Here is a 12,580-nt window from a genome sequence, read left to right as displayed (position 1 = left end):
TTCTTTAGTTGTGGGACAGAAAAGGTCTATTTCTTACTCCCTCTCCTTTTGGAGAACCAGCGGTCATCGACCGAGTAGTTGCAGTCGGCTCAGCCGGTGCGACAGTAAATGAGGGAGATAATGGATGGGGAGAGGCTTCTGTAGAGACGTGGCATCCCACATTCCTCCCCCAACATAGGCTGGTATCTCAACAAAATCAAAGTAAAACTTTGCTTTTGTCTGCAAATTACACTATCTTTGCGATAAAAAGAAAGAGCGATGGTCATGCATCCTTTGTGGGAAGATACATACTGGCTGATTCTCTTACAGCTATACCTAAAGAAGCCCGTTGGCGTAAAGGCACTTTATTCGAGAGCCTTGGTCGACGTGGGAATGGAATTGCATATACCACCAACATTTCTTTATCAACAGATGTTTCACATCAGAAGGCTCGATACACCTAGCATGAAAATGTTGTGGGAGACATACGCTACGCACCCGAAACGGTTGGCTAAAGAGGTAGGAAAATTACGAACCATGTGCGGATTCGGCCAACCAGACGCTTTCTACGAGGGTGTGGACATCCACGAAACATTCGAGAGCGACTTCCGGCCGGTATCTGTTAGCTGTCCGTTGACACCTACCATGCTCATCATGATACTCGACTTATACTTCCGACTCACGCCCATTACGATGGTGGACGAGACACCCGAAGTGGTGGAACTAAGCCGGCTCATGGGCATAGACGTGCAACATGTGGTGGCAGCGATGGAGGCTTTCCAACTTTGCGATCCCTATCTCGCTCGGCCTCAACAACCACATGAACTACTCGAACCATGCCGACGCGTATGGAACAGATACGGCAATGGCAATCCGGAGGAACTCTCCTCGATGGCAGCGCAACTCTCGGCATACTTCAAAGAATAGGCTATGGCACAGAAACTCGTACAAACTCAAGAACAGAAACTGGCGCAAGTACAACGCTTGTCGCAACAGCAGATGCTCAATGTGCACCTGTTGGAAATGCCATTGACGGAGCTTGAGGAAAGTATCAATGCCGAACTAGATGACAATCCGGCACTGGAAAAAGGCGACGAAGAGATGCCGGAGTCGACTGTAGACGACCGTCTAGACAGCCAAGATGATGATTTCGACACAGAGAACGAGCGTGAAGAGCGGCAAGATGCACTCGATGCCGCCCTCGAAAACATAGGGCGCGACGACGAAATGCCACAGACCTACAGCGGCAGCAATAACCAAAATGCCGACTACGAAGAGATGGTTTATGGCGACACTACGTCGTTTTACGACAAACTAAAAGAGCAAATGGGCATGATGGAGCTATCAGAACAAGATGTCCAAGTGATGGAATATCTCATCGGAAGTCTTGATGACGACGGCTTGTTGCGCAAAGATTTGGACAGCATTTGCGACGAATTGGCCATATACCATAATATAGATGTGCCCGAAGAGGAAATAGAACGCTTGCTCGGATTGCTGCAAACGATGGACCCGGCAGGTATCGGAGCACGCTCACTACAAGAATGTCTATTACTACAAATAGACCGTCGACCCGATAATAAGCTCAAAGAATACATGCAACGTGTAGTCAACGACTATTTTGAAGAATTCACCCGCAAGCATTGGGATAAGATTCAAAGCCAACTAGGACTGAACGATATACAGACCGAAACGTTGCATCGAGAGCTCGTAAGACTCAATCCGAAACCCGGAGCATCACTTGGTGAGACCGAAGGACGGAACGTCCACCAAATTACACCCGACTTTATCATCGACACAGCCGATGATGGTAGCGTGAGTTTCTCGCTGAATAGAGGGAATATTCCGGAGCTGCATGTCTCGGAATCATTTGCCAATATGATGGCAACCTACAAGAACAACAAAGCCGGAATGAGCCGCCAGATGAAAGAGGCATTGCTCTATGCCAAGGGTAAAGTAGACAAAGCGCAAGGCTTTATCGAGGCAGTGAAGCAGCGACAACACACGCTTACAGTCACCATGAAAGCTATCATAGACTGGCAACACAAGTATTTCGAAGACGGAGACGAAGCCGATTTGCGCCCGATGATACTGAAAGACATTGCCGACAAAACGGGATTGGACATCTCAACCATCAGTCGTGTAAGCAATGTAAAGTATGCCCAAACACGATGGGGAACATTTCCACTGCGCTATTTCTTCACCGATAGCTACACGACAGAGGAAGGTGAGGAGATGTCTACACGCAAAATCAAGTTGGCACTCAAAGAGATTATCGACAAAGAAGATAAACGTAAGCCTATGAGCGACGACCTATTGACGGCCGAAATGAAAAAGATAGGCTATCCGATAGCCCGACGTACGGTGGGCAAATACCGCGAACAACTCGGCTTACCGGTTGCCCGACTGCGCAAAACGTAGCTTTTGGGAGACAAAAAAGAGAATAAGAATAAAAGATTAATAATTGAATTGAAGATTTTAGATTAACCATAGGTAATGAAAGAAAAGGACCTTATAACGGCTGCGAGAATTATAAGTATCATCTTCTCGCCCTTCTATCTGCCACTATTGGGACTGGTAGCACTCTTCGTACTCAGCTATCTGAGCATGCTTCCGCTATCTTATAAGCTCTCCGTTTTGGCTATGGTCTATCTTTTTACCATCCTTACGCCTACCCTACTCATACACATGTATCGTCGTTATCATGGGTGGACACTCATCGAATTGGGTGCTCGCGAGCGCCGAATGGTGCCATACGTCATCTCCATATTGTGTTACTTTGCCTGCTATTATCTGATGAATCTGCTCCATGTGCCCCACTTTATGGGTGGTATCTTGGTGGCAGCGCTCGTCATTCAGATTATCTGTGCACTGATAAACGTATGGTGGAAGATTTCTACCCATGCTGTTGCGAGTGGCGGAGTAGCCGGTGCGCTGATGGCATTTGCCCTCATCTTCGAGTTCAACCCGGTATGGTGGCTTTGCTTGGTCATGATATTGGCCGGCTTGGTAGGTACCAGTCGCATGATTCTGCGGCAACATTCATTGGCCCAAATCATTGCGGGCTTCTTCTTAGGACTATTATTGGCGTTTGTCGCCATAGCAATTATATAATTAAACATCCATTTATATGAAACCTATTGTGAGTATTATCATGGGCAGCACAAGCGATCTGCCCGTCATGGAAAAAGCTTGTAAATGGCTCGAAAGTCAAGAGATACCTTTCGAAGTGAATGCTCTTTCGGCTCATAGAACGCCCGCTGCGGTCGAAGCTTTTGCCAAAGGTGCTCGCGAACGCGGTATCAAAGTCATCATAGCAGCAGCTGGAATGTCGGCCGCTTTGCCCGGTGTTATCGCCGCATCTACCCCACTTCCCGTCATTGGAGTGCCTATCAAGGGCATGCTGGATGGGCTTGACGCCATGCTTTCCATAATCCAAATGCCACCCGGAATACCCGTAGCTACGGTGGGAATAAATGCTGCTCAGAACGCAGCTATCCTCGCGGCGCAAATCATTGCGGTCTCCGATGCCGACATGGCAGCCAAAGTTGACGCTTGGAAAGCGTCTTTGGGACAAAAGATAGAGAAAGCAAATGCAGAGCTAGCAGATATAAAGGACTATAAGTTCAAGACCAACTAATGATAGATTTATTCAATTATCAACGGCGCAAATCGTCCGTTGTACATATCGGAGCCATCGACATGGGCGGCGAAAATCCTGTCCGTGTACAGTCGATGACGACCACCAACACCAACGATACCGATGCTTGTGTGGAACAAGCAGAGCGTATCATCCGCGCAGGAGGAGAACTCGTGCGACTCACAACACAAGGTTCAAAGGAGGCAGAAAACCTCAAAAATATCAACGCGGGCATTCGATCGCGTGGCTACAACACCCCACTTGTGGCCGATGTACACTTCAATCCCAACGTAGCCGACGTGGCTGCTCACTACGCAGAAAAAGTAAGAGTGAATCCGGGAAACTATGTTGACCCTGCTCGCAAGTTCATTAAGTTGGAATATACCGACGAGGAATATGCGCAAGAGTTAAAGAAGATAGAGGATAGATTCGTACCGTTTCTCAACATTTGTAAGGAGAATCACACGGCAATTCGTATCGGTGTGAACCATGGATCGCTCTCTGATCGCATTCGCAACCGCTATGGTGACACACCGGAAGGTATCGTTGAGAGTTGTATGGAGTTTCTCCGTATCTGCAAAAAAGAAAATTTCAACGACGTAGTCATCTCCATCAAGTCATCAAATACGGTGGTCATGGTACGCAGCATGCGCCTCTTAGTCGACACGATGGAGCGCGAAGACTTGCACTATCCGCTGCATTTGGGCGTCACGGAAGCCGGAGAAGGCGAAGATGGACGTATCAAAAGCGCTGTAGGAATTGGTGCTTTATTGGCCGATGGCATCGGTGATACCATTCGTGTATCGCTCAGCGAGGAGCCGGAATGCGAGATTCCTGTGGCTCGTCACTTGGTAGATTACCTCGGAAAGCATAGCGGTCACATGCTCATACCGGCCGAGCCATATACCGGTTTCGACTGGTTGCGCCCTGAACGACGCCACACCAAACCCGTACACCACGTGGGTGGGACACAGGTTCCTGTGGTTATCGGTAATCTGGGAAACGACGATAGCCGCGACAAGCAGACTCCCTCGCAACGTCCGGACTATATTTATGCCGGCTCGGCAATGCCCGACAAGTTGTTCCCCGGACAGAACTACATCCTCGATTTCAACACATACGCCGAATTAGCAAGCCAAGGTGGAGACGTTTCTCACATCTTCCCCATCTTCCCGGTAAGCGCTATGCCATTTATAGGACAGGTTTCTGCTCCGCTCAAATTCCTCGTTCTGCAATATGGCTGTCCCACAGAAGAGTATTTGGCATGCCTCAAGAGTCACCCAGAAGTGGTGGTCGTATGTGCTTCAAATCACCAAAACAGATTAGGAGAGCAGCGTGCTTTGGTTCACGAGATGATGAATGCGGGAGTTGAAAACCCTGTTATCTTCGCACAGATGTATCGCCATTCACAGCTTGAAAAGAGCGATTTGCAGCTCGAAGCAGCAGCCGACATGGGCGCATTGATGATAGACGGACTCACCGACGGTATCTGGCTGATGAACGATGGTACCATTCCACAAAGCTTCATCGACCAAACCGCCTATGGAATATTGCAGGCTTCGCGCCTTCGTACCACCCGAACAGAATACATCAGCTGCCCCGGTTGCGGTCGCACCTTATATAATTTGCAACAGACCATCGCCCAAATTCGTGAGGCAACCAAGGATATGAAGGGTCTCAAGATTGGTATCATGGGCTGTATTGTGAACGGTCCGGGCGAGATGGCCGATGCCGATTACGGTTACGTAGGAGCCGGTCCGGGCAAGGTTTCGCTCTATCGCCGACAGGAATGTGTAGAGAGAAACATCCCTCAAGAGGTGGCCGTGGAACATCTACTCAATCTGATTGAAAGCGACAAAGTTTTGAGTTAAGAGTGAGAAGTGAGGATTTAGGAGTGAGAAGTTGATTAAAATAAGATACAGCTTTTCATTCCTAATTCCTCATTCTAAAAACTTCTAACTCTTCACTACTAACTACTAATTCTACAAAGAGCATGAATCTCAAACTACGGTACACAGCAGCGGAAGAGCGTTACGACCATTCCGGCACACTCTATGCCCGTTGTGGCAACACAGGAGTGAAACTTCCACGTATCTCACTGGGCTTTTGGCACAATTTCGGAGGCGTAGACCCTTACGAACGGAGCCGCGCTATCACCCACTACGCATTCGACCATGGTATCACCCACTTCGATTTGGCCAACAACTACGGTCCTCCTTACGGCACGGCAGAAGAAACAATGGGGCGCTTGATGGACGATGATTTCCGCCCATATCGCGACGAACTCTTCATATCTTCAAAGGCCGGATACGACATGTGGCCCGGTCCTTACGGTGAATGGGGCTCTCGTAAGTATCTCATGGCAAGCATTGACCAAAGTCTTAGACGCATGCATTTGGACTATGTAGACCTCTTCTACAGCCATAGATTCGACCCAGAGACCCCTATCGAAGAAACTTTGCAAGCCTTAGTAGATATTGTACGCGCGGGAAAAGCACTCTATGTGGGCATCAGCCGTTGGCCGTTGGAAGCCTTGAAGAAAGCCGACAAGTATCTACGCAAGCGCGATGTGCCGTTGCTTATCTACCAAGATTGCCTGAATATGATAAACCGTAAGCCTATGGACGAAGGACAATTGGAATATTGCCGCACCCATGGTATCGGCTTCATCAGCTTCTCTCCGCTTGCCCAAGGACTGCTTACCAACCGTTATCTAGACGGTATCCCGGCTGATAGTCGCATGGCTCATCACACATCATTGCCCGAAGAGCGACTCACACCCGAACTTCTTGCGCAACTCAGAACATGGAACCAAGAGGCCGAAGCAGCCGGACACACACTCGCAGAGAAAGCTTTGCGATGGATTTTAGAACAACAAGGCGTGACAAGTGTGCTCGTCGGAGCCAGCTCCGTAGCCCAGTTGGCTCAAAATATGAAGTGTGTTGAGGATTAATTTGTAATAGTATACTGTCTAAAAGACAACCACTTAATTACTGTAAGCCTTTAGGTTTACGGTAATTAAAAGAATTGTCCTTTGGACAAAATTCAGAAATCTATCCTCCTTATTTAATCACTTGGTAGGCACGTTTCGCCTCTGCCCGACTCTTAAAATTAAAATGCCACCACTCCGTGCGCAGTCCTCTGAAACCGGCATAACGCATCACTTGACGTAACAATCGGCGATTATCGCGTGCCCGACGACTGATTTTGCGCTCGGCCACCAGTGCATCTTCGCGGTCTATATGAGCTGCCGCACCCATATAATCTATCTTCGTTCCCATATCAAGCGTGTCACCTCGCGCATCACACAAAGTGATATCAACCGCCAACCCATAGTTGTGTAAACCGCCACCATGCGCCGGATTGCTCACATAAATATCTTTCGACGTATTCTCCACACAGTCCCACATCTTCTGTTGGATACTCATGGGACGAGCCGCATCGTACACCTTGAGTGACAAGTCGGGGCGTAATTGCTTCAACCGACGCTGTGCTCGTGCCAGTGCTGCGGCTGCTTGGGGATGTAAGTAAGCCTCGCGCAAGTCATCGTAAAGCACCCGCCCCGTGAAATTATCGGCACGCCCATACATCAGACTCACTTGAATAGTAGGCTCAACTTGCTTCACATTCACGTAACCACGGCGTTCTAAGCTTTGCGCCATGCGACTTAACTGTTGCGCCAAAGCCCAATATGGCATTGCTAACAACCATAATAAAAATGAAAAACAAACCTTCTTCATACCACAAAGGTAAACAATTCCATCTGAAAGCATATATTTACACTTTACAATACTTACTTATAATACCTAAAAACTCAATACCACAGAAAATCAAGAAATGTTTACCTACTTTTAAGTATTGTTGATATGTAAAACAAAGTATAATTTTGCACCGGCTAAAACAGTAACTTCAATAATATGAAAAGAATGTATTTCGTAGCACTCTTTGCCTTGATGGCAGTGCTACACTGCGTGGCGCAAGATACAGACGCGATGCTTTTTGGTGATGTGAAAAGCATCGTAACAGGCAAACATCTCGATGATGCAGCCTTCATGTATGCTCCAGTATACGGTGCAACATGGTATGGCGGTGTAAGCATAACTCTCTAATTTAGTCAATAGGCACCAGTCGTGGTGCTAACAGTAAGGGATTACCATTTGAGATGAATGGTAATCCTTTTGTTTTTAATAAGTCTTATCGAATGACACAATATATTATAGGTTAGCACGGGAAACATCATCTCCAAGAACCATTGCTATGTATGCACTAATAATATGCTATTTGTTTGGAAAGACTAAATCTAATAGAGTATCTTTGTACACTAAAGAGATATGCAGGCAAGTGATAATACGAAACTATCGAGACACCACCTTCATTCTCTCCCCATCATAAACCATCACGCAGCGATAGCCCTTTTGATGTGCAAGTTTTACCAATCGTGGGATAGCAGCCTTATTATCACGCTGTATCAATGTATCTTTCCATTCTTTCGGCCATCGGTATTCGCTTGCATGTATGGCAGCTCTACCCCAACCAAAAGCCTTGGCAGGAGGTACAAGGAACGAAGAATAATGTATTACAGTGTCTTCCAACATGATGCTATAAACGCTATCAACTGGATTTTTGAGCACTCGCAGCGTGTTCTCTCCCATACGTTGAGCCAATTGCCCTGCTGCTCTTGCAGCATCCCAATGGGAAGTGGCTATCATGAAAGCAGACACCATATATAATAAGGTGAAACCTATGATACGCTTAGAGACTGTTTGCTTATCTAGCAGATAGGCTACCAAGAGAGCTTCCAAACCTAAAGAAGCGTAGGCATGCATGACGGTAAAGATAGTTGCCAAGTGAATGGAAGCACCTAAGAAAATGCAGAATAGGAACATCCAAAACGTCCGTTCGCGCCAATAACGGACCTTTGAAGCAAACAATGACAGGTAAAACGGCATGGCCATAAAGAAGGTTAAGACTGCACCGGCAATACCAATAGGGCTTCGACGCATGAGACCTACATAATCAGTAGGGACACATGTAACTGCCACAAACTTGGCGATATTCTTGATCTTGACTGCCAAAGCAAAACTATAATATTCATTGTTGACATACATCCCACTGTTGGGCAATGACAATCTTGCAATACCATACAGCAATATGCAGCCAAATGCAAGACCGGCAAACTGCCATAAGCAACGCATGGAAAGCCTATTGATTCCCCAAGCAAAGAGAGGGATAATGGCAAACCAAAGGATTCCGTTCTCCTTGGAAAGCACTGCAAAATAACAACAAACGACATAACAAGCAATACGAACGCTACCTTGATAACGCAAAAAAAGTAGAAGTCCTATCAATCCCCACAAAGCTGAGTAAGTCTGGTTAATGGAATCGATATCCAACACCGTGCCCAACATGCCCGGAGCAAGATAGAAAAACAAGGTAGCTATGTTTGTAGAAGCAGCCTTAAACTTCAATTTTTGGCACAAAAGGAATACACATACGGCAGCCAAAGTATGTCCCAAAAGCACTATCAGATGGTTAAGCGCAGGGAATAGATGGTAATTGAAGCCCAGCACATAGCCTATCAATCCGTCGAACGGACGCCAATAGACGCCTGCAGGAAAAATGACTTCCGATAGTTTTCCGGTGTAGGGAGTCGTCAAGTAAGTCCAATCATCAAATGTAGGTTGTAACTGTAGCAGGGCCCATAAGGCAACAGGGAAGAAGCATAGAATAATGGCAATAGCCCAATGAGTATGTATATACTGTCGCATAATACTGGTTAATTAATGATGGCAATCTTACATACCGTTCCTTTATCGCCATCTTGCGTAGCCGTTTGTACCATATATATTCCACTAGGGACACGCCTTCCATTCGTACCGGTGCCGTCCCAAACGAACGTACCACCATTGCTGCGCCCTTGTTTAACTAAATATCCGGCTGCCGAAACTATCTTAACATCGGCATCATAGGTCAATCCCACTACCGTGATAGGCCCGGTATAGTCGGGGCGAACAGGGTTCGGATAGGCATAGACCGTCTCTTTGGTCATGATATCGGCAGCTTTGGTGGCATCGCTTTGATACGAACAAAGTCCCTTGGATGTACCGAAATACACCACACCGGAGGCATCGTCAATGGCTATACTCTGTACCTCGTCGGAGAGAAGTGGGCTACTTGATGCCACAAAATGTTGCAACTCAGTCTGGTTGTCAGCACTGATGAGGTAGACACCATTGCCATTTGTACCGAACCATTTGCGCCCGGCACCATCTATAGCCATTGAGAGAATATCCACACCACTTAATAAGTAGGAGGCAAAATTGGTACCATCGTTACGCGCCACCTTCACTTGTATGAATGTATTTCCATTATTTGCTATCTCGGAAGCAGATAGATAGACAGGTCCGACATTCGTTCCCACCCATATATTCTTATCCAAATCTTCTTCCACACAACGCACATAACCTATTTGGAGGGGCGTTCCGTCTTGGTTAGTAATAGTAGGATAAGTCTTAATAACATCGGTAGCCGGCTGATAACAGGCCAATGCCGGTACACGATAGAAGTTATTGACAAACCACATGAGACCACGACTATCAAACATAACATCCGCCATATTCTCCCAAGAACGATTGTTATAGACCATCAACTCTTTATGGTAAAAAGCTTCCCACGTATTGTCATTCTGCAATTCAAGGATAGACGTGGAGGGACTAATGCTATTCATGACCCACAGATTACCTGTATTGTCATGGCAAAGTCCAGTTGTCACAACATAATTGCGATTATTGTTGCCTACTGTGGAAGCCGTCTGTAGCGGACTATTATGATTGGAATACTCCTTCACCATCTCGTTGTTGAGATACTCATATACCCCCGTTTGCCCACAAGCAAAAACATGCTTCTCATTGGTGGGGTCTACACTCAACGCCGCAAAGTTCACAAATACGTGGTTCAATGACGGTTGTTTTTCATTTGTCACAGCCCAGTCGCTCCCATCAAATATCTGGATAACAGCCGGAAGATTATCTGCATATCCCGGAACTGAATAGAGTTTTCCATGCTTAAAAAGTAGGAAACCAAAATCATTATACTTGGGACCACCGGGCTTCAACGACTTTACTTGCGTCAAGAGGGCATCGTCTATCGACTTTACATAGGCTTGATAATCGCCCACACGAGCCCATACTGCCTTATCAAGCAAATTACTTGAGAGTGCAGCGGCATAAAGTCCTTGCACACTGGAAGCCACATACAGCTTGGCACCATCAATATATGTATAGTCTATACGGAATCCGAGATGATATGTTTCAGCTATTTCGGCATTGTCCATATTGACCTTGACAACTCCGAAACCGGTGGAAAGATAGGCAAATTTGCCGTTGATATCAACCCCATAGATCGTTTTATCGCCGGCAACACTGGCATTATAATAGCCTAAAATATTGGTAGTTCGCCCATCAGCAGAGAGCAAATCGATGTTCCCATCGGTATAAACAATGATAAGTTTACGGACAGTTTGCGACCATGCTATAAACGAAATATCGGTACCACTCAACCCATTGGTCTTGTCATAAAGTTGCAAGCTGTGGTCATTTTTGTTGTAAGTGTACAGGCTTTTAGATGCCAACACATAGAGCATATTGCCACCTTGCTGCACATCGGTAATATCACTGTAAGCACGATAAGCCTTCCATGTGCCGATAGACGCGGCTTGTAAGGCAGTACAAGCGACACAAAGGAAGGTTATCAAATTGAATATTCGTTGTTTCATACGTCTTCTTTAGGATTGATAAGGCTAGCAAAAAAGAGAAGCTTGTATATATTTAACAGAAAAACATTGGGTTTATTGCCTTCCAACCGATGTTTGATACGGGAACCAAAGAGATGGTATAGCTGTTTGAAAAAGGGATGCAATCGAAGCCGATGAAGTATTTCGATCACGTGAAGTAAGGACGAATAACCCTGCAATCGATTGCGACAACCGGATAAAACACGCAAAGATTGCTCTGTTTTTTGTAAGAAAAGAGCGTTCGACTCAAACTCATTGAGCTGCACGGGATTGTCAATATGCGCAATAGTAAAGCCCTGTTGCTCAACGAACTTGCCAAACAACACGTCTTCATAACCGTAGATTCGGATACTTTCATCAAACGGACACCGCTCGGCAACAACTCTACGAACAAGGAAATTAGTACTACGAAACTGCCGAAAACCGTACTGTTGTCTTCTTTCGACGGTATGTTTACACTCCGACCGTTTCTCATAGAGCCATCGAAGATTGTCCTTCCAAAGTTCTACAGTGCCTCCAATAGTTATTCCACCTACCACGATATCGGCCTGTGAGGATAGATATTGCAAGATGAAATGAGGATTATCGAGCGCCAAATCGCCATCAATAAAGAGCAAAAAGGGATAATGTGATTGCGCAGTAAGGAAGTTTCGAATACCCGAACGACCACGATTGACTTCGCATTCGATATAAGACACGTGGTCGAACTGCCGAATAGAGCGATTAGCTTCCACATAGCGGTGCTCCGTGGAAGCATCGTCGGCCACGATTATCTCAAATGTTAAAGCACGAATGGCAGCACATTGAGCATGCAATGCGGCCACCAAACGCATACAATAGCAGTTGTAGGTGGGCAGAAGTATCGACAGCTGCGTAATCAAGACGTCCTATTCTTCGAGTGAATGGAGATACTCTGCCAACTTCTCCACGGCTCTGGCGCGATGCGAAATCTTGTTTTTCACCTCAGCACCCAATTCCGCAAAACTCTTATCATAGCCTTCCGGAACAAACAGCGGGTCGTATCCGAATCCCCCACTTCCACTCTTTGAGTGTGCAATGGTGCCGGAAACAGAACCAGAGAAGAAGATAGGCCCCTCTAAATCTCCCCTTGAAGGGGAGACTTGAAGACTAGAATCAGAATAAGATACTGTCATTGTCCCTGTTGAATC

Annotated in this window: 11 protein-coding genes and 1 pseudogene; 7 read left to right on the top strand and 5 right to left on the bottom strand. The window is 46.4% G+C overall.

The features are described from left to right. The first annotated feature begins 258 nt into the window (after positions 1 to 258). From HMPREF0671_RS06330 to HMPREF0671_RS06305, 6 genes are all read left to right on the top strand, one after another. Entirely contained in the window at positions 259 to 906 is a 648-nt protein-coding gene (locus HMPREF0671_RS06330) for a hypothetical protein (RefSeq protein WP_036898250.1), read from the top strand. 3 nt (positions 907 to 909) lie between these two features. Further along, positions 910 to 2,400, top strand: coding sequence for an RNA polymerase factor sigma-54 (gene rpoN, locus HMPREF0671_RS06325; protein WP_036898248.1), 1,491 nt, complete (start codon positions 910 to 912; stop codon positions 2,398 to 2,400). A gap of 75 nt (positions 2,401 to 2,475) precedes the next feature. After that, positions 2,476 to 3,093, top strand: a complete 618-nt coding sequence (locus HMPREF0671_RS06320) for a phosphatase PAP2 family protein (RefSeq protein ID WP_036898245.1) — start codon at positions 2,476 to 2,478, stop codon at positions 3,091 to 3,093. Positions 3,094 to 3,109: 16 nt separating this feature from the next. Then, positions 3,110 to 3,619: a 5-(carboxyamino)imidazole ribonucleotide mutase gene (purE, locus tag HMPREF0671_RS06315; RefSeq protein ID WP_036898243.1), complete on the top strand. Its 510-nt coding sequence runs from the start codon at positions 3,110 to 3,112 to the stop codon at positions 3,617 to 3,619. Further along, positions 3,619 to 5,490, top strand: coding sequence for a 4-hydroxy-3-methylbut-2-en-1-yl diphosphate synthase (locus HMPREF0671_RS06310; protein ID WP_036898241.1), 1,872 nt, complete (start codon positions 3,619 to 3,621; stop codon positions 5,488 to 5,490). Before purE ends, HMPREF0671_RS06310 begins: the two co-directional genes overlap by 1 nt. 122 nt (positions 5,491 to 5,612) lie before the next feature. Then, positions 5,613 to 6,572 carry an aldo/keto reductase gene (locus tag HMPREF0671_RS06305; protein WP_036898239.1) on the top strand — a complete coding sequence of 320 codons (960 nt, stop codon included), beginning with the start codon at positions 5,613 to 5,615 and terminating at the stop codon, positions 6,570 to 6,572. Between the two features lie 109 nt (positions 6,573 to 6,681). Here the strand turns inward: HMPREF0671_RS06305 and HMPREF0671_RS06300 are convergent, their stop codons facing one another. After that, complete coding sequence (locus HMPREF0671_RS06300; RefSeq protein WP_036898237.1) at positions 6,682 to 7,359, bottom strand: M15 family metallopeptidase; 678 nt, start codon at positions 7,357 to 7,359, stop codon at positions 6,682 to 6,684. A 288-nt stretch (positions 7,360 to 7,647) separates the two neighbouring features. Here HMPREF0671_RS06300 and HMPREF0671_RS12685 point away from each other — a divergent pair. Next, positions 7,648 to 7,728 (top strand): annotated as a pseudogene (locus tag HMPREF0671_RS12685) (TonB-dependent receptor); the annotation flags it as partial. Between the two features lie 246 nt (positions 7,729 to 7,974). Here the strand turns inward: HMPREF0671_RS12685 and HMPREF0671_RS06290 are convergent. The 4 genes from HMPREF0671_RS06290 to HMPREF0671_RS12485 are packed head-to-tail and all read right to left on the bottom strand — an operon-like array spanning position 7,975 to position 12,565. Next, positions 7,975 to 9,387, bottom strand: coding sequence for a hypothetical protein (locus HMPREF0671_RS06290; protein ID WP_036898232.1), 1,413 nt, complete (start codon positions 9,385 to 9,387; stop codon positions 7,975 to 7,977). Between the two features lie 8 nt (positions 9,388 to 9,395). Continuing rightward, positions 9,396 to 11,393 carry a Por secretion system sorting domain-containing protein gene (locus tag HMPREF0671_RS06285; protein ID WP_036898228.1) on the bottom strand — a complete coding sequence of 666 codons (1,998 nt, stop codon included), beginning with the start codon at positions 11,391 to 11,393 and terminating at the stop codon, positions 9,396 to 9,398. Next, positions 11,390 to 12,292, bottom strand: coding sequence for a glycosyltransferase (locus tag HMPREF0671_RS06280; RefSeq protein ID WP_156958382.1), 903 nt, complete (start codon positions 12,290 to 12,292; stop codon positions 11,390 to 11,392). Before HMPREF0671_RS06280 ends, HMPREF0671_RS06285 begins: the two co-directional genes overlap by 4 nt. Positions 12,293 to 12,298: 6 nt before the next feature. Further along, positions 12,299 to 12,565: a non-canonical purine NTP pyrophosphatase gene (locus tag HMPREF0671_RS12485; protein ID WP_369793934.1), complete on the bottom strand. Its 267-nt coding sequence runs from the start codon at positions 12,563 to 12,565 to the stop codon at positions 12,299 to 12,301. Positions 12,566 to 12,580 lie beyond the last annotated feature (15 nt).

This window comes from Prevotella sp. S7 MS 2 (assembly GCF_000762865.1).
Classification (GTDB): domain Bacteria; phylum Bacteroidota; class Bacteroidia; order Bacteroidales; family Bacteroidaceae; genus Prevotella.
The sequence above is the reverse complement of the archived record's forward strand: the minus strand, read 5'-3'. Positions and strand labels throughout refer to the sequence as shown.